At 65.6% G+C, this 18,204-nt stretch carries 16 protein-coding genes; 7 read left to right on the forward strand and 9 right to left on the reverse strand.

Features of this window, described 5'->3' with window-relative positions; all coding sequences use genetic code 11:
• The first annotated feature begins 27 nt into the window (after positions 1 to 27).
• From CH292_RS23195 to CH292_RS28675, 3 genes are all read left to right on the forward strand, one after another.
• Positions 28 to 678, forward strand: coding sequence for an RDD family protein (locus tag CH292_RS23195; protein ID WP_256978475.1), 651 nt, complete (start codon positions 28 to 30; stop codon positions 676 to 678).
• Positions 679 to 820: 142 nt separating this feature from the next.
• A complete protein-coding gene (locus CH292_RS23200) occupies positions 821 to 1,816 on the forward strand; it encodes a hypothetical protein (protein ID WP_094655828.1) in 996 nt (331 codons plus the stop codon).
• A 144-nt stretch (positions 1,817 to 1,960) separates the two neighbouring features.
• Complete coding sequence (locus tag CH292_RS28675) at positions 1,961 to 3,130, forward strand: hypothetical protein (RefSeq protein ID WP_094732666.1); 1,170 nt, start codon at positions 1,961 to 1,963, stop codon at positions 3,128 to 3,130.
• Positions 3,131 to 3,193: 63 nt separating this feature from the next.
• Here the strand turns inward: CH292_RS28675 and aspS are convergent, their stop codons facing one another.
• Entirely contained in the window at positions 3,194 to 5,005 is a 1,812-nt protein-coding gene (aspS, locus tag CH292_RS23210; protein ID WP_094655829.1) for an aspartate--tRNA ligase, read from the reverse strand.
• Positions 5,006 to 5,183: 178 nt separating this feature from the next.
• Between aspS and CH292_RS23215 the strand changes: the two genes are divergently transcribed.
• A complete protein-coding gene (locus CH292_RS23215; RefSeq protein WP_019666412.1) occupies positions 5,184 to 6,110 on the forward strand; it encodes a neutral zinc metallopeptidase in 927 nt (308 codons plus the stop codon).
• Positions 6,111 to 6,131: 21 nt separating this feature from the next.
• On the opposite strand, the gene CH292_RS23220 is transcribed toward CH292_RS23215, so the two are convergent.
• A complete protein-coding gene (locus tag CH292_RS23220) occupies positions 6,132 to 7,163 on the reverse strand; it encodes an Rv2578c family radical SAM protein (protein ID WP_033189673.1) in 1,032 nt (343 codons plus the stop codon).
• Between the two features lie 105 nt (positions 7,164 to 7,268).
• Between CH292_RS23220 and CH292_RS23225 the strand changes: the two genes are divergently transcribed.
• Positions 7,269 to 7,736 (forward strand): DUF3237 family protein, encoded by a 468-nt coding sequence (locus tag CH292_RS23225; protein ID WP_019666415.1) that lies wholly within the window; start codon positions 7,269 to 7,271, stop codon positions 7,734 to 7,736.
• Positions 7,737 to 7,739: 3 nt separating this feature from the next.
• On the opposite strand, the gene CH292_RS23230 is transcribed toward CH292_RS23225, so the two are convergent.
• Genes CH292_RS23230 through CH292_RS23240 form a run of 3 tightly spaced genes read right to left on the reverse strand, consistent with a single transcriptional unit; the run spans position 7,740 to position 10,322 of the window.
• Positions 7,740 to 8,366: a hypothetical protein gene (locus CH292_RS23230; RefSeq protein WP_019666416.1), complete on the reverse strand. Its 627-nt coding sequence runs from the start codon at positions 8,364 to 8,366 to the stop codon at positions 7,740 to 7,742.
• On the reverse strand, positions 8,356 to 9,627 hold the full coding sequence (hisS, locus tag CH292_RS23235) for a histidine--tRNA ligase (protein ID WP_027498531.1): 1,272 nt from the start codon (positions 9,625 to 9,627) through the stop codon (positions 8,356 to 8,358). The genes CH292_RS23230 and hisS overlap by 11 nt, the downstream gene beginning before the upstream one ends.
• Before the next feature lie 2 nt (positions 9,628 to 9,629).
• On the reverse strand, positions 9,630 to 10,322 hold the full coding sequence (locus CH292_RS23240; protein WP_094655830.1) for an MBL fold metallo-hydrolase: 693 nt from the start codon (positions 10,320 to 10,322) through the stop codon (positions 9,630 to 9,632).
• Between the two features lie 220 nt (positions 10,323 to 10,542).
• On the opposite strand from CH292_RS23240, the gene CH292_RS23245 reads away from it, so the two are divergent.
• Positions 10,543 to 11,400 (forward strand): peptidylprolyl isomerase, encoded by an 858-nt coding sequence (locus tag CH292_RS23245; RefSeq protein ID WP_094655831.1) that lies wholly within the window; start codon positions 10,543 to 10,545, stop codon positions 11,398 to 11,400.
• The gene (locus tag CH292_RS23250) at positions 11,397 to 12,194 is read left to right on the forward strand and encodes a peptidylprolyl isomerase (RefSeq protein WP_256978477.1); all 798 of its coding nucleotides are present in this window, start codon (positions 11,397 to 11,399) and stop codon (positions 12,192 to 12,194) included. The genes CH292_RS23245 and CH292_RS23250 overlap by 4 nt, the downstream gene beginning before the upstream one ends.
• Before the next feature lie 49 nt (positions 12,195 to 12,243).
• On the opposite strand, the gene CH292_RS23255 is transcribed toward CH292_RS23250, so the two are convergent.
• The 4 genes from CH292_RS23255 to secF form a co-directional block, all read right to left on the reverse strand.
• Positions 12,244 to 14,613: a RelA/SpoT family protein gene (locus CH292_RS23255; protein ID WP_026347584.1), complete on the reverse strand. Its 2,370-nt coding sequence runs from the start codon at positions 14,611 to 14,613 to the stop codon at positions 12,244 to 12,246.
• Between the two features lie 143 nt (positions 14,614 to 14,756).
• Positions 14,757 to 15,302, reverse strand: coding sequence for an adenine phosphoribosyltransferase (locus CH292_RS23260; protein ID WP_094655833.1), 546 nt, complete (start codon positions 15,300 to 15,302; stop codon positions 14,757 to 14,759).
• Positions 15,299 to 17,011, reverse strand: a complete 1,713-nt coding sequence (locus CH292_RS23265; RefSeq protein WP_094655834.1) for an ABC transporter substrate-binding protein — start codon at positions 17,009 to 17,011, stop codon at positions 15,299 to 15,301. The genes CH292_RS23260 and CH292_RS23265 overlap by 4 nt, the downstream gene beginning before the upstream one ends.
• The gene (secF, locus tag CH292_RS23270) at positions 17,011 to 18,204 is read right to left on the reverse strand and encodes a protein translocase subunit SecF (RefSeq protein WP_094655835.1); all 1,194 of its coding nucleotides are present in this window, start codon (positions 18,202 to 18,204) and stop codon (positions 17,011 to 17,013) included. The genes CH292_RS23265 and secF overlap by 1 nt, the downstream gene beginning before the upstream one ends.

The raw sequence follows: 18,204 nt of genomic DNA on the forward strand, positions 1-18,204 counted from the left end.
ACATCACGTCAGTCGAGGGGAACATCAGTGAGCGAGAACCCGCCCAACGGACCTCAGTACGGTTCGGATCCGAATCAGCCTCAGTATCCCCAGAACCCAGCCGGCGGGTACCCGCCTCCCGGAAACGCCGGTGGATATCCGCCTCCCGGTAGCTACCCTCCCCCCGGCGACTACCCACCACCTCCGGGCAACTACCCGCCGCCGCCGGTCGGCGGTAACGCCGCATACGGGTCCGGTTCACAGTTGCCCGGAGGCGGGCAACCAGGGAGCCTCGGACTACGTTTCGGCGCACGTCTCATCGACGGCATCATCGTCGGAATCGTGCTCGCGGTCTTCTACGTGATTCTTCCATCCGGGTTCTTCGGCAGCCTCCTCTTCGGAATCATCTCCGCAGTCCTCGGATTCTCGTATTTCGTCTTCCTCGAATCGTCCCGCGGACAAACCTTCGGCAAGCAGTTGCTGGGACTGCGCACGGTGGGAGTCGCCGGAGGCAACCCAACTCAGGCAGAGGCTGCGAAACGCAACGCCTTCATGCTTCTCAATGTCGTCCCCCTTCTCGGCGGACTCCTGGTGTTCATTGCATACATCGTCATCGCGGTGACCATCAATTCCAGCCCGACCAAGCAGGGCAAGCACGACGAGATCGCCGGCGGAACCCAGGTCATCACCACGAAGTGACCCGCTGAACGATCAGCGAGCGGGCCCGCCTCCACATCGGCGGGCCCGCTCGCTGCGTTTCACCCTTCGATTCACCTGCCGGTTCGGTCCGCAGACGCGGATCGGTGCGGCACAATCGATCGACCACTGATGAGGAGACATCGTGAGCGAGAACCCACCGAACGGACCCCAGGACGGCAAGGACAACAATCCCGAGCAGTCCGGTCACCCGGGCAGTAACACGCCTCCGGGCAATTACCCACCGCCTCCGGGCAATTACCCACCGCCTCCGGGCAATTACCCACCGCCTCCGGGTAGTTATCCCCCGCCGCCCGGAAACTATCCGCCACCGTCCGGCGCCTACCCACCACCGCCCGGAAACTACCCGCCACCTCCGGGCAGCTATCCCCCGCCGCCCGGCAACTACCCACCACCGCCCGGCAACTACCCACCACCGCCCGGCAACTATCCGCCATCCCCGGGTTACGGCGGCCAGGGTTACGGCGGACACGGCGTCGGCCTGCCGCCCACGCTGAACGTCGGTGATGCGCTCTCGTTCGGCTGGAACAAGTTCAAGGACAATGCAGGCGTCTGGATCGGCATCGTCGTCATCGCCGCAGTCGTTCAGGTGATCTTGAACCTCGTTTTCGGTCGCTCGGGGAATTCGGGTGACGTGTCCGCGTTGTTCGGCATCTGGTCGATCATCGGCACCGTCGTCTCGGCGATCGTGGGGTACATCATCAATGCCGCGTTCATCCGTGGCGCTCTGCACGAGGTCGACGGCAACAAGCCCGCCATCGGGTCCTTCTTCCAGTTCGCCAACGTCGCCTCGATCATCATCGCCAGTGTTCTCGTCGCCATCATGGTTCTGGTCGGGTTCGTCCTGCTCGTCATCCCGGGTCTCGTTCTGACCTTCCTGTCGTGGTGGACACTGCAATTCGTCATCGACCGCAACGAGGACGCCGTCGCCGCCATCAAGTCCAGTTTCCGAGCGATCTCCTCGAACGCAGGACAACTGTTCCTCTTGGCCCTCGCCATCATCGGGATCAACATCCTCGGAGCCATCCCGTGCTTCCTCGGGTTGCTCGTGACCATCCCGATCTCCGCCATCGCGTCGACCTACGCGTATCGCATCGTGTCCCGCACGGCTGCGGTCTAGATCCCGGCGCGATTTCGAGCATCAGACTGCTCGGTATCGAAATCGTCGGTCACTCGCCGTATTGTTCTGTCGTCGCCTGGGTCCACCGTCCGAACACGGGCCGGTCCAGGCGACGACAGACAGGAAGATTCCGGCGAGAGGGAGATGTTGAACGACCACGACGGCGGCGGTACGAGCAACACCGGGGTCGGCGCCCCGGATCCAGAGCAGGGCGCACCGCAGGATCAGAACCCGCAAGAGGGGTACACCCAGCAACCGTACGACCCTCGGCAGCAGGGCCTCGGCGGCTACCCTCAGCAGCCCGGAAATCCGACACCGCCCCCGTATCCAGGGCAGCCCCAGTACCCAGGACAGACCCCGTATCCAGGGCAGCCCCAGTACCCAGGGGAGCCCCCGTATCAGGGCCAGCCCACGTATCCAGGCCAGCCTCGATACAACCAGTCGCAACCGGGTTACGGGCCGCCGCCCGCGTACGGCCAACAGCCTGACTACGGGCCGTCCGGCGGTGGCTATCCCACGTACCCGTCGACACAACCCTGGGACGGGTCCCAATCTCCACCGCCGTACGCGCAAGGGCCCTACGCATCGCCGCCCTTCTCGCACCCGCACTACACGCCACCGACGTCGCTGGGTGTCGGCGCGGCTCTGAGCTACGGCTGGAAGAAGTTCGGTGCCAACATCGGCGTGTGGCTCGGCTTCATGGGGGTCTTCGCGGCGGTGACCGTCCTGGGCTACGTCGTGTTGTTCGCCATCATCATCGCCAGTATCTCGAGCTCGACCGAGTACGAGAACACGATGTTCGCTCCGACCGCCGACGGAGGATTCTCGGTCGGCCTGCTCGTGATCACGTTCGTGGCCGGCGTCATCGGATTCTTCGCCGGGGCCCTGCTCATCCGGGGTGCGTTGCTGGAATTGGACGGTGCGAGGCCCGGCTTCGGCGAGTTCTGGCGTCTGCCCAACCTGGTGCAGCTGACCCTGTTCGGAGTCGTCGTCTCGTTGATCAGTGCCGTGGCCCCGTCGCTGCCCACCCTGGCATCCCTGTCGATCAGTCTGCTTCTCGGGATCTTGATCTGGTTCGGTCCGCATTTCATCATCGACCGTGGTGCATCGGCGGTGACTGCGTTGACCGCCAACATCAGGTTGCTCGGTGTCAGCCCGGGCAAGCTCGTCCTGCTGTACCTTGCGGTGGCCGGAATCAACATCGTCGGAGCAGTGCCCTGTGGGCTGGGGCTTCTGTTCACCGTTCCCACGAGCGTGATCGCGGTGACCTACGCGTACCGCGTCCTGTCCGCGGGAGCTGTCTCGCCGGCGTAGGCCTTCGAACAGAAAAACCCCCGCAGCTCCGGCGGCTGCGGGGGTTTCTGCTGCGGTGGGCTTCTATTCCGCGGAAGGCGCGTCCGTAGTGTCGTCCTTCTTCTCCTGTGCAATCTTCTCCGGCTTGGCATCGATGCCGGATTCCTTGCGCTGCAACGGGGTAATCGTTGCCGGGGCATCCGTCAACGGGTCCACGCCACCGCCGGACTTCGGGAAGGCGATGACCTCGCGAATGGAGTCGACGCCTGCCAGGAGCGCGGTGATGCGGTCCCACCCGAACGCGATTCCGCCGTGCGGAGGCGCGCCGTAGCTGAACGCGTCGAGCAGGAAGCCGAACTTCTCCTGCGCTTCCTCGTGGCCGATGCCCATGATCGCGAACACTCGTTCCTGAATGTCCTTGCGGTGGATACGAATACTTCCGCCGCCGATCTCGTTTCCGTTGCACACGATGTCGTACGCGTACGCCAGGGCCGAGCCCGGATCGGTGTCGAAGGTATCGATGGATTCCGGCTTCGGCGATGTGAATGCATGGTGAACCGCGGTCCAGGCACCCGAGCCGACCGCGACGTCGCCGCTCGCGGTGGCGTCGGACGTCGGCTCGAAGAGCGGTGCGTCGACGACCCACACGAACGCCCATGCCTTCGGATCGATGAGGTCGAGCTTGCGCGCGATTTCGCCTCGGACAGCGCCGAGGAGAGCTCGCGAGGACTTGACGGCGCCGGCGGAGAAGAAGATCGCGTCACCGGGCTTCGCGCCTACATGGGCGGCAATTCCGTCCCGTTCTTCGTCCGTGAGGTTCTTCGCGACCGGTCCGCCCAGAGTCCCGTCCTCGCCGACCAGAACGTAGGCCAGACCCTTGTGCCCGCGCTGCTTCGCGAACTCCTGCCACTTGTCCAACTGCTTGCGCGGCTGCGACGCCCCGCCCGGCATGACGACGGCGCCGACGTACGGCGCCTGGAACACGCGGAACTCCGTGGCGGAGAAGAAGTCCGCGCATTCGACCAGTTCGATGTCGAACCGCAGGTCGGGCTTGTCCGAACCGTAGCGACGCATCGCGTCGGCATACGTGATGCGCGCAATGGGCGACGTGATGTCGTGTCCGACGAGCTTCCACAGCGCGGCGAGGATCTCCTCGGCGAGCAGAATGACGTCGTCCTGGGTGACGAAGCTCATCTCGACGTCGAGCTGAGTGAACTCCGGCTGGCGGTCGGCGCGGAAGTCCTCGTCGCGGTAGCAGCGGGCGATCTGGTAGTACCGCTCGATACCGCCGACCATCAGCAGCTGCTTGAACAGCTGCGGGCTCTGCGGCAACGCGTAGAAACTACCGGGCTGAAGGCGTGCAGGGACCAGGAAGTCGCGGGCGCCTTCGGGCGTCGACCGCGTCAGCGTCGGTGTCTCCACTTCGACGAACTCGTGATGCGCCAGGACACCACGCGCCGCAGCATTGACCTGCGATCGCAGCCGGATTGCGTGGCCGGGTCCTTCTCGACGCAGGTCCAGGTAGCGGTACTTCAGCCTCGCTTCCTCACCCGGCTGATCGTCGAGCTGGAAAGGAAGCGGCGCGCTTTCCGACAGAACCTCGATGTCGGTGGCATCGACCTCGACCGCACCGGTGGGGATTTCGTAGTTCTGGTTGCCTTCGGGGCGACCCTCGACCTTGCCGGTGACCTTCACGACGTACTCGGCGCGCAGGCGGTGCGCCTTCTCGGCCACATCGCCCTCGCGAAACACGACCTGGGCGACGCCCGATGCGTCACGAAGGTCGATGAAGATGACACCGCCATGATCGCGGCGACGCGCAACCCACCCCGTCAGGGTGACAGTTCGGTCGACGTGCTCGGATCGAAGTGAGCCGGCGAGGTGGGTGCGCAGCACTGGTGTCCTTTCACAAAAATGGAACAAAGCGTGTTCGTCGGTCACCAATCCTACGGAGGCGACGTCCGGACAGGAAACGCGATACCGCTTCAGGCATGGGAAGCTGCAGTTCGACAAACGTCGGATCGGGCCGTGCAACTCGCCCGGGGGGACGTTCTTCCTGGAAGGATGACGAGGCATGACGTTCAGAGAAGGCGCTCGACTCGACTCGAAGCGTGTGTCCTCCGGTGGCGGTGGCCGAGGCGGCAAGATCGCGCTCGGAGGAGGTGCGGGCGGTCTGGTGATTCTGGTGCTGGCGCTGCTGTTCGGCGGAGACCCGGGATCGATCCTGGGGCAGCTGACCGACGGAACGGACAGTTCGTCGCAATCCGCCGGGACCGACGGTTCGCTCGACAAGTGCCAGACAGGGGCCGACGCCAACAGTGACGTCGATTGCCGCATCGTCGGGACGATCGGGAGCCTCGACGATGTCTGGCAGTCCGAGCTCGGCACCCAGACCGGAGTGGACTACGTCGAGCCCGCAGTACGACTGTTCAGCGGCTCGATCAACACCGGCTGCGGCAATGCGACCAGTGCGGTCGGACCGTTCTACTGCCCCGCCGACTCGACGGCGTACTTCGACACCAGCTTCTTCCAGGTCCTCGTCGACCGGTTCGGATCCAGCGGTGGCCCGCTGGCGCAGGAATACGTCGTCGCCCACGAGGTCGGCCATCACATTCAGAATCAGTTGGGCGACATCGGACGAGCACAGGCCGATCCGCAGGGCGCCGAATCCGGTGCGGTTCGGGTGGAGCTGCAGGCCGACTGCTACGCCGGTGTCTGGGCACATCACGCCGCGCTGATCCCTGACCCGAACACCGGCCAACCCTTCCTGGAACCTCTCACCGACACCGATGTTCGCGATGCGCTGTCGGCAGCGTCGTCGGTCGGTGACGACCGGATCCAGCAAGCGTCGAGCGGTCGGGTGAACCCGGAGGGCTGGACCCATGGGTCCTCGGAGCAGCGTCAGGCGTGGTTCGTGGCGGGGTACAGGACCGGGCAGGTCGGTGCCTGCGACACGTTCTCCGCCCGCGACCTGAACAGTCCGGCCGCCCTCACACGGTGACAGCCCGAGACACGAGCGTTCTCAGAACAGGGTGAGCGCCGGGTCGCGCGCCTCCGACGCAGGCGAATCCGGTTCGACGGGAACGTTCTTGGGCATGGAACGTGCGTCGCCGACATCGAATCCGTGGCGCTCCAACATAGGATCGATACGTCCTCGCAGCCACGCCTTGTACTCGGGTGTCACGTATGCGCCGTGCCCGTACAGCTGACGGTAGCGACGAACCAACGCTGGGTGATGTTCCGCCAACCACGACATGAACCAGTCCTTCGTCGACGACCTCAGGTGCATCGGCATCGCGGACACCGAGGTCGCTCCTGCGTCGGCGAGCGCTTCGACGAGGGACTCGAGCTGCCGTGCCCCGTCGGTGAGGAACGGAATCACCGGTGCCACCAGGACACCACACGGCAACCCTGCGTCGCGGACTGCTCTGATCAGCTCGAGACGAGCCTTGGGGCTCGGCGTGCCCGGCTCGATCTGCTTCTGCAGGCCGGCGTCGAAAATGGCGAGACTGATGTTGATGTGCACGTCGACCTGGCGAGAGGCAAGGGCGAGCAAGGGCAGATCCCGCCGCAGCAGCGTTCCCTTCGTCAGGATCGAGAACGGCGTGCCGGATTCAACGAGTGCGCCGATGATGCCGGGCATCAGCCGATATCGCCCCTCGGCGCGCTGGTAGGGGTCGGTGTTGGTGCCCAATGCAACCGGCTCCCTCTTCCACGATTTACGCGCGAGTTCTCTGCGAAGCACCGCGGCAATGTTCGTCTTCACGACGATCTGCGAATCGAAATCGCTGCCGGCGTCGAGGTCGAGGTACTCGTGGGTGGGCCTGGCGAAGCAGTACGTGCACGCGTGGGAACACCCGCGCGCAGGATTGACCGTCCACGAGAACGGAAGCGAATCACCGTCGATCTTGTTGAGCGCACTCTTGCACAGCACCTCGTGGAACGTGATGCCCTCGAATTCGGGCGTCTGCACGCTGCGAACCAGGCCGGCACGCTCGAGACCGGGCAGTGCGCCGTCGTCCGCGGCGCCGAGTGTCTGTCCCGCCCATCGCATGCACACAGTCGAACATGTGTTCTACATCGGTGTCAAGCGGGTCGGCGCCGCCGAGAACGAGCGTCACGCGGACGGCAGCATCGGGGCTGCCGCTACGGTGGAGGCGTGACCGCACCGATCGTTCCCACACTCGAACCCATCCTCCGCCTCGGACTCAGCCTGGGAAGCCCCATCGCCGTCGGCTCGGTACCCGACGGCGAACGAGTGGTGACGCCCATCCTCGGCGGCGCCGCTCCAGGACCGGACATCGAAGGGACGGTTGCTGTTTCGACGTCCCTTGCCGGGGTGACGCGCGTCGACGGCCGCACCGAGTTCGCCGCAGACATCACTCTCGAGCTCGCCGAGGGCGGTCACCTCGCGTTGTCGTTCCGCGGTCTTCAGTTCGGCCCGGCCGAGGTCATCGAGTCGCTCGCCGGAACCGAAGAAGTCGACCCCGCGACCTACTACTTCCGTGGCACTCTCGAAATCTCCACGGCGGTACCGCAATTCACCTACCTGAACCGCGCCCTGGTCGTCACGTCGGGCACCCGCTCCGCAGAATCCGTCGTCCTCGATGCGTTCCTGGTCACGTAGCCGCTAGTTGCCCAGCTCGGCGACCTCACGGTCGGTCAGGGTGGCGAGAGGGGTTCTGCCCGCCGCCTTGACGAGCTCCGCCGCTCGATAGAGCGGCCGCTCCCCCAGCCCGGCGTCGCGGGCTTCCGCTTTCAACTGGTCGACGAGAAGCGAGGCGATCGCTGCAGCCGGCACCAGTTCACTCGTCCACAATGCGTCGGCGAGCTTGCGGAGCGACAGAATGGGGAGCTCACGGCCCCCGCCGTTCGTGTAGAGCGCCAACGCGAGAGTCAGTTTCACGTTGCCGTCGTACAGGCGCAGCGAGATCTGATCTATCCGCGCCGTTCTGACCTGCAGCTCCGCCGACACCAAGTTCGGCACCGACAGAGCGCGGGTACGCACCCCACCGCGGGCGTGAACGATGTTGCCGTCGAGCCATGTTCGACGTCGGATGCCCACCCACGCCGACGCCGCAGCCGGTATTCCGACGACGACGCCGAGGACGACCGCAACGGTGGTAGGCAGAAAGAACGAGGTGATCACGGCGACGAGGACACCGAACACCAGCGCACCGATCGCGACCTTCCTGAGCCGGGGAACGATCAGCTCGGTAGGTATCAGATCCAGGTCGACGCGCTCGTCACCGGCCAAGTCGAGCCTCCAGGTGCGACACGATCTCGGACAGTGCCACGTCGTGCTGCTCCCCGGTCGACAATTCCTTGACCACGACGTTACCGTCGGCCAGCTCTTTGTCGCCGAGAACCAAGGCGAACTGTGCGCCGGAACGATCGGCGGCTTTCATGGCGCCCTTGACACCACGATTGCCGTAGGCGAGATCGACGCTGATTCCCTTGCCGCGCAGTTCGCCTGCGATCGCCACGATGCGCGCTTTCGCGTCCGATCCCAGCGGAACGCCGAACACGGCGCAGCGCGCGGGAGATCCGGCCGACTTCCCCTCGGCTGCGAGGGCAAGCATGGTTCGGTCGACGCCGAGCCCGAATCCGATGCCGGACAGTTCCTGGCCACCCAGTTGCGCCATCAACCCGTCGTATCGGCCACCGCCGCCGATTCCGGATTGCGCGCCCAGTCCGTCGTGGACGAACTCGAACGTCGTCTTCGTGTAGTAGTCGAGTCCGCGGACCATCCGCGGGTTCACGACGTACGGAACCTTCAACGCGTCGAGGTGTGCGAGCACCTCGTCGAAGTGCGCCCGCGCAGTGTCGGACAGGTGGTCGAGCATCAGCGGGGCGTCCGACGTCATCTCGCGCACTTCCGGACGTTTGTCGTCGAGGACTCGAAGCGGGTTGATCCGAGCGCGCGTGCGGGTGGCCTCGTCGAGCGGAAGGCCGAAGAGGAACTCCTGCAACAATTCTCGATACTGCGGGCGGCAGGTGTCGTCCCCCAGCGACGTGATCTCCAACCTGAAGTCCGTCAGACCGAGCGACCGAAAACCGTTGTCCGCCACGGCGACGACCTCGGCGTCCAGCGCAGGATCATCCATTCCGATGGCTTCGACCCCGACTTGCTGCAACTGTCGATAGCGTCCCGCCTGCGGGCGTTCGTAGCGGAAGAACGGCCCTGCGTAGGCAAGTTTCACCGGGAGAGCTCCCCGGTCGAGGCCGTGCTCGATGACGGCGCGCATGACGCCTGCAGTTCCCTCCGGACGCAGGGTGACGGATCTGTCGCCCCGATCGGCGAAGGTGTACATCTCCTTGCTCACGACGTCCGTCGACTCGCCGACACCGCGTGCGAACAGCCCGGTGTCCTCGAAAATGGGCAGTTCGATGTGCCCGTACCCGGCGTTGCGAGCCGCGGTCAGCAACCCCTCACGGACGGCGACGAACTCCGAGGAATTCGGGGGGACGTAGTCGGGAATGCCCTTGGGCGCAGAAAAGGTACTCGGCTTGCTCACGGTCACAGTTTTCCTTGTTCGGGGCCTGCGAGTCCAACGAGAAAGGGATTGGAGGCGCGTTCCTGGCCGATGGTGCTCTGCCCGCCGTGTCCCGGCAGCACCACGGTGGCGTCGTCGAGCGGCAGTAGCGTCGTCGCGATCGAGCGAAGCAACTGTTCGTGGTCACCTCCGGGAAGATCGGTTCTCCCGATGGACCCCGCGAACAGCGTGTCGCCGGTCAACGCGATCGCCAGTGTGCCGTCCGGTGTCTCGACGTCGATGGTGAACACGACCGACCCCTGCGTGTGGCCGGGCGTGTGAAGCACACCGAACTCGATGCCTGCCAGTTCGAGAGAGGTCCCACTGTTCAGGTCGACCACACGTTCGGGCTCGTGGAACTCCGCGTCGCCGAGCAGAGCGGCGAGGGTCGGGCCGGTGCCACGCAGTGGATCGGACAGCATGAACCTGTCCTCGTCGTGGATGTAGGCAGGAATACCGAACTTCTCGCACACCGGTTCCACGGACCAGGTGTGGTCGAGGTGACCGTGGGTGAGCAACACCGCTTCGGGAGTGAGCCCGGATTCACCCAGAAACCGCAGGAGCGGTTCCGTCGCATCCTGCCCGGGATCCACCACGACGCAGTCCGACGAGCCCTCCTGGGCGAGCACGTAACAGTTCGTCTGAAACATTCCCGCCGGGAATCCGGTGACGAGCACAGCTGCCGCTCCTAGTTTTCGTACGCCAAGGTCCGTTCCACCCTAGTTGGACCGTGTCCACCTGCGTGTGCGCAGTCCGCCCCCGGAACGACGCCGCCATGCCAAGCGGAAACTTCTCAGGATGTAATGGCACACTCACTCACGGTCGGTTTCGGCTCGCCGACCGGCGGGAAGAGACGTAGGCCGAGCCGGCGGACGACACAAGCGGGAGGACACGCAATTGCCCAGCAACGAGCAGCGGCGCGAGGCAGCGAAGAGAAAGCTCGAGCGACAACTCGAACGCCGAGCCGAACGAGCGAAGAAGCGTAAACAGCTGACCATCGCCGGATCGGTGCTGGGTGTGGTGGTCGTGGTCGGTGCGGTTGCCGTCGTGTTCGCCCTCACTCGCGGCGGAGACGAGCCCGAGACGACGGCGTCGTCGACGCCCAACGGCGACACACTGATCGCCGACGGCCGCGCCGAGCCGCTCCCCGAGACCGTCGACTGCAGCTACCCCGCGGCCGCACAGCCCGCCGCGAAGGAGAACACTCCTCCGCGCACCGACGGCGTGCCGACGAGTGACGAAGCACTCAGCTACAGCATGGAGACGACGCAGGGCAACATCGGCCTGACGCTGAACAATCCGCAGTCACCGTGCACGGTGAACAGTTTCGTCTCTCTCGCCAACCAGGGCTACTTCGACGGCACGCAGTGCCACCGACTCACCACAGGCGCTGGTTTGCAGGTTCTGCAATGTGGCGATCCCGCAGGCACCGGCATGGGCGGACCGGGCTACCAGTTCGCCGACGAGTTCCCGGCCGATCAGTACGCCGAAGGCGACCCGGCCGCCGACGAGCCGATCAGTTACCCACGCGGAACGATCGCGATGGCCAACGCGGGATCCGGCACGAACGGCAGCCAGTTCTTCCTCGTCTACGGCGACTCCACGCTGCCGCCCGCCTACACGGTGTTCGGCACCATCGACGAGACCGGTCTGCAGACACTGGACAAGGTCGCTGCGGCGGGCGTCGAAGGTGGAGCCGCGGACGGCAAGCCTGCACTTCCGGTGGACATCACCAGTGTCGTGAGCGACCTGTGAAGCGCACGTTAGCGGTGCTCGCCGCGTCGGGCGCGTCCGTTCTCCTCGTGGCAGGTTGCTCGTCGGACAACTCCGGTACCGCAGCGACGACCGAGTCCGCGTCGGCCACGACCAGTGCCGCGGCCCCGACCACTCAGCCGCCGCTGGATCTGAGCCTGTTCGGAGTCCTCCCCCCGGTTCCTGCGCAGGAGGTGTCGAGCACCACCTGCGAGTACCCGGAGGCAACGCCCGCGATTCGCGAGAACACCGCGCCGCAGCAGTACGGAGTGTCCACCGTCGGGCTGGTCGACGTTGCGGTGACGACGAGCCAGGGCCCCATCGGCCTGTCGCTCGACCGCTCCGAAGCGCCCTGCACCGTCAACAGTTTCACGTCACTTGCCACGCAGGGGTACTTCGACGACACCGTCTGTCACCGGCTGACCACCACCGAAGGGCTACAGGTCCTGCAGTGCGGGGATCCGTCCGGACAGGGAAACCGTGGCCCCGGTTACGAGTTCGCCAACGAGTACCCGACGACGGCGTTCCCGGCCGGCGACGCGGCGCTGTCCAGCCCGGTCGTCTACCCCCGCGGCACCGTCGCCATGGCGAACGCAGGACCCGATACCAACGGCAGCCAGTTCTTCCTGGTCTACGAGGATTCCGTCCTTCCTCCGCAGTACACCGTCTTCGGAACCATCGACGACGCCGGACTGGCGACGCTGGACGCGGTGGCAGCGGCCGGAGTCTCCACACCGGGCAACGACGGACCACCCAACGCGGCGGTCACCATCGAGTCGGTCGTCGCCGCTCAGTGACCGTGAGTGGAAATGTAGGTCCTGACCTACATTTCCACTCACGTGGGGGTCAGGCAGCCGACGTCAGGCGATAGACGTCGTACACCCCTTCGACGTTGCGCACGACGTTCAGGACGTGGCCCAGGTGCTTCGGGTCGCCCATCTCGAAGGTGAACTTGCTGATCGCCACCCGGTCCCCCGATGTGGCCACGGACGCGGACAGAATGTTGACCTTCTCGTCCGCGAGTGCCTTGGTGACGTCCGAGAGCAGGCGATGCCGATCCAGCGCCTCGATCTGAATCGCGACGAGGAACACCGAGGATGCCGACGGGGCCCATTCGACGTCGATGAACCGTTCCGACTGCTCGCCCAGCGATTTCGCGTTGGTGCAGTCGGTTCGGTGGACACTGACCGACCCGCCGCGGGTGACGAACCCGAGGATTTCGTCGCCCGGCACCGGGGTGCAGCACTTGGCCAGCTTCGCGACGATCCCTTCGGTGCCGGACACCAGCACACCGGCGTCACCGACCTGACGCGGACGAGTCGGGATGGTGGACGGTGTGGACCGCTCCGCCAGTTCCTCTTCCACGTCTCCGACGCCGCCGAGGTGAGCAACCAACCGCTGCACCACGTGCTGCGCGGACACGTGACTCTCGCCGACCGCGGTGTACAGCGCCGAGACGTCGACGTAGCGCAGTTCGTGCGCGATCGTGGACATCGACTCGGCGTTCATCAACCGTTGCAGCGGTAGTCCGCCGCGGCGCACTTCTTTCGCGATGGCGTCCTTGCCCGCTTCGAGTGCTTCCTCGCGGCGCTCCTTGGCGAACCACTGGCGGATCTTCGTCTTCGCGCGGGGCGAGACGACGAAGCCTTGCCAATCGCGGCTCGGCCCGGCGGTGACGGCCTTCGAGGTGAACACCTCGACGACCTCGCCGTTCTCGAGCGTGCGTTCGAGCGCCACCAATCTACCGTTGACGCGGGCTCCGATACAGCGGTGACCCACCTCGGTGTGCACGGCGTACGCGAAGTCGACGGGACACGACCCCGCGGGCAGCGTGACGACGTCACCTTTCGGTGTGAAGACGAAGATCTCCTTGACGGCCAGGTCGTAGCGCAACGATTCCAGAAATTCGCCCGGATCCGCTGCCTCCCGCTGCCAGTCGAGCAATTGGCGCATCCACGCCATGTCGTCGACCTCGGCGTTGTCGTTGCCGTGTTTGCCGCGCGTCTCCTTGTACCGCCAGTGCGCGGCGATGCCGAACTCGGCCGTGCGATGCATGTCTCTCGTGCGGATCTGCACCTCGAGCGGCTTGCCTTCGGGGCCGACGACCGTGGTGTGCAGCGACTGGTAGACGCCGTAGCGAGGCTGCGCGATGTAGTCCTTGAACCGGCCGGCCATCGGCTGCCACAGCGAGTGCACGACGCCCACGGCGGCGTAACAGTCGCGGATCTCGTCGCACAGAATGCGTACGCCCACCAGATCGTGGATGTCGTCGAAGTCGCGACCCTTGACGATCATCTTCTGATAGATCGACCAGTAGTGCTTGGGTCGTCCTTCGACGGCCGCACTGATGCGGGAGGCCGACAGCGACGCGTTGATCTCGGCGCGCACTTTTTCGAGGTACGTGTCGCGGGAGGGTGCACGATCGGCGACGAGTCGAACGATCTCGTCGTACTTCTTGGGGTGCAGAATCGCGAATGCGAGATCTTCGAGTTCCCACTTGACCGTCGCCATGCCGAGACGGTGTGCGAGTGGCGCGATGACCTCGAGGGTTTCTTTCGCCTTTCGTGCTTGTTTCTCGGGCGGCAGGAAGCGCATGGTGCGCATGTTGTGCAGGCGGTCGGCCACCTTGATGACCAGAACGCGAGGATCGCGGGCCATTGCGATGATCATCTTGCGGATGGTCTCGCCCTCGGCCGCGGTGCCGAGAACCACCTTGTCGAGCTTGGTCACCCCGTCGACGAGGTGCGCTACTTCCTCACCGAACTCGTCGGTGAGTTGTTTCAGCGAGTAGCCGGTGTCCTCGACGGTGTCGTGCAGGAGAGCCGCGACCAGCGTCGTGGTGTCCATGCCCAGTTCGGCGAGAATGTTCGCCACCGCCAACGGGTGCGTGATGTACGGGTCCCCGGACTTGCGCATCTGGGTGGCGTGGCGCTCGTCCGCGACGTCGTATGCCCGTTGGAGCAACGCGAGATCCGCTTTCGGATAAAGCTCACGGTGCAGACTCACCAGCGGTTCGAGGACAGGCTTGACCGCGGCGTTGCGGCCGGCCGTGATGCGCCTGGCCAAGCGGGCGCGGACGCGTCGGGACGCGGACGTAGGGACGGCGGGTGCCGAGCCCTTTCCGACGACCAGCGGAGCGGAGTCCGGTGTCGCCTGCGGAGTGTCCGCAGTAGCCGCCTTTCCCGATTCCGATTCGGACGCAGGTCGATCCGGCAAGGGTTGGTCGAGGTAACGGGTCACAATGTTCGCCTCCTGCCGCGTGGTCTGCTCTCGTTCGCTTGGCTCATGGCCCCTCGGTCGACCGACACCGACCTCGGTTACGGATCTTCGACAACAGCAGTGTTCACCAACTTTAGTCCTCAGACCTGCCGAAGGCAGACAAGCGGGTAGCCCTCGCACTTGCCTCGACCCTCGAGGACCGCGATCTCGAGCGCGACCGCAGCACCGACGACCTCGGCGCCGCAGGCCCGCAACAACTCTGCGGTGGCCGCGATGGTGCCACCGGTGGCGAGGACGTCGTCGACGATCAGGACCTTCCGGCCCGAGATGTCGACGTCGGCCGGGATCTCGAGTTCCGCCGACCCGTATTCCAGTTCGTAGCTCTGCGCCACCACGGGTGGCGGGACCTTGCCTGCCTTGCGGACCGCGAGAATGCCGGTGCCGAGTTCCAACGCGACACCCGCGCCCAGCAAGAAGCCGCGCGCATCGATTCCCGCAACGAGGTCGGCTCCCGAACCGGCCTCGGCCAGTGCCGCTACCACGGACTTCAGACCGTCTGGATCTGCGAACACCGGCGTCAGATCGGCGAACCGCACCCCGTCGACCGGGAAATCGTCGGCCCATCGGGTGAGTCGGTCGATGTGGTCCGACGCGATCGACGCTCTCTCTTCGGAAACTCTGTTCACCTGAGCAGTATCCAACGATCCATGTTCCACCCTGCACCCGCCACCGTCGGATTCACGACGACGTTGGTCATACCGTCCGCCACGGCCAACGTTCGAGGCTGGTTGAACAGTGGAAGCGAGGGCATCTCGTTCCAGAGGATCCGTTCCCCTTCGGTCGCGAGAGACAGCACGGTCCCATCCGACGGCGCCGTCGCCAGCTCGTCGACGATCGCATCGATTCTGCCGTTGGTGAATCCACCGACGTTGCTGCCGTTCCCGCTGTGCACGCTGTAGCGCGCCGCTTCCTCGGACACCGCTCCCGACGGTCCCGAGGCCGACGCAGTGGCTCCGAGAACGGCGTCGACCGCCCCCGTGCGTAGTGCACTCGGCGAGAAGTCCGGAGACCCTGCGTCGGTGACGGTGATCCCGGCGGGCGCGCATGCGGCCGCGATGTCGGCGACGATCCGTGCGCGCCGTGGATCGGGTGCGAGGTAGCCGACTCGAACGGTGAGGCTGTCCAGATCGGCGTTGTTTCGCTCGGTCGTCGACGCCGCGACGTCCGCTTGCCGGTAACGGCCGTCCGCGGTAGCGGCCACCGGTCCGTAGAGCAGCGCGCTCGGACGGACGAGTCGGGAATCGACGACGGCCGAGCCGATGCCTGCGGACTCGTCGTATCCGGGGTGGCCGACGCCGTCGAACAGTTGCTCCCGCGGCACACACGCTGCGATTGCGCGGCGCGCAGCGGACGCCGCGAGCGAACCGCTGGTCGCGAACGTCAATTGCTCCACGCCGTGGGACGGAAAGTCGGTGCGCTCGAAGCCGTCCGATGGGATGTCGCCGCCTGCACCGTGATCGACGACCTCGAGGTCGCCCTCGGTTGCGCGTGCGGCGACGTCGGTTCCCTTCGGCCATACGACGATGCGGTCGGTCTCGGGCGGAACCCCCCACCACGACTCGTTGGCGACGAGTACGAGGCCGTCCTCCTGGGTGTAGGAGTCGACGCGGTAGGGCCCGTTGGACGGCAGCAGGGACGTGTCGATCTGTCCTGGAACGAGATTCCAGCCCGTGTTCCAGAACTCGGCGATCCTCCCGACCGCCGCGAGGTCGCCGGACAGGATCGGGTCGACGACATTGGGGACCCCGGCGACGCGAGCTGCCACATGGGAGGGCAGAAGATCGGTTGCGCCGAACAAGGACCGCCAGCCGTCGTAGTTCCGACCCGCACGGTAGACGACCGTGGCGTCCTTGCTTCCCGGGATGCAGTCGACTCGTTCGATGTCTCGGTATCCCGCGCTCGACGCAGCGTCGAACAGGGGCAGGTCGTTCTCCCCCGCCACGAAGCGCCCACTGTTCGCTGCCCATGTCAGCACCAGGTCGTCGCACGTCATCGGGACGCCGTCGGAGTACGTCGCCTGCGGCGCGATCGTGTACGACACCGTGAGGACGTCGGCCGGTACGACCGACACCCCGCCCACGTCGTTGTCCGAGAGCGCTTCGCCTTCGGGTCCGACGTAGCCGAAGCCGGTCTGGACCCGAGGGAACGCCTGCCGGGCCGCCGATGCGGCGCCGTCGACCGTATTGGCGTTGTACGTGGTCAATACCGTGTCGACGGCGTATCCGATGGACGGGACCTGGTCCTCTGCCGTCGAGCACCCTGCGAGAGCGCCTGCTGTGACGGCGACGACCGCCACCGCTGCCGTCGTCCGCGACCTCTGGACTCGCACGTTCATCAACGCCTCTTCTTGGCACGCTTTCCGGTAGGCCGCGAGCCCACCCGAGGGGTCACCGGCGCGTCGGGGACTGTGCCCGACCCTGCTACGACCGGAGTGTCCGACCCTACGCGCTTCGCGGCCTCGGCACGCTTGCCCAACACCTTCTTGGTGTGGGCCGCGACGGGACCCCATTTCTCCTTGATGGACACCAGCAACGGCGTCGCGAAGAAGATCGACGAGTACGCGCCGACGATCATGCCGACGAGCTGGACGAGCGCGAGGTCCTTGAGTGTGCCGACACCGAGCAGCCAGACGGCGACGATCATCAGCGCCAACACCGGCAGAACGCCGATGACGGTGGTGTTGATCGACCGCATCAGGGTCTGGTTGACGGCCAGGTTGGCCTGCTCGGCGTAGGTCTTCCGGCCCAGGTGAAGGATTCCGCGCGTGTTCTCCTCGACCTTGTCGAAGACCACGACGGAGTCGTACAGCGAGAACCCGAGGATGGTGAGGAGGCCGATGACCGTCGCGGGCGTGACCTCGAACCCGACGAGCGAATACACACCGGCGGTGACCAGCAGGTCGAAGAACAGTGCGGCGAGTGCTGCTATCGCCATGTCCCTCTCGTATCGGATCGCGATGTAGATACTGACGATGACCAGGAACACGACGAGCGCGATCAGTGCCTTCTGCGTGATCTGCCCACCCCACGTCTCGCTGACGTCGGAGAAGCTGATGGCGTTGGGGCTCGCCGTTCCGGTGCTGTCCACCGGCTGGAAGGCGTCGAACAGTGCAAGACGCACCTGGTCGACCTGTCCTGCGTCGAGTGCCTCGGAACGCACCTGCACCGTGGCAGCCGCGCCGGAGCCGACGGTCTGCACTGCTTCGGGGCCGAACCCGAGAGCGTCGGTGAACACCGTCTCCACCTGCTCGGAGGTGACACCGCCGTCGGCGGGAACCTGAATCTTGGTTCCGCCTTCGAAGTCGATTCCGAGGGTGAACCCACGGAAGACCATGCTGAGCAGGCACACCAGGACGAGCGCCGCGGTGAGGATGTAGTAGAACCGGCGCCTACCGACGACCTCGAACGCGCCCGTTCCCGTGTACAGCCTCGACAGCCAACCACGCGCGGGTTGCGCGCTCTGATCGACGCCGGAGTCCTGCAGCAGGACCGACCCGGTGCCCTCGGTGTTCTCGGATGAATCGGACAT

It is taken from the genome of Rhodococcus sp. 14-2470-1a, assembly GCF_002259425.1.
GTDB classification, from domain to species: Bacteria; Actinomycetota; Actinomycetes; order Mycobacteriales; family Mycobacteriaceae; genus Rhodococcoides; species Rhodococcoides fascians_E.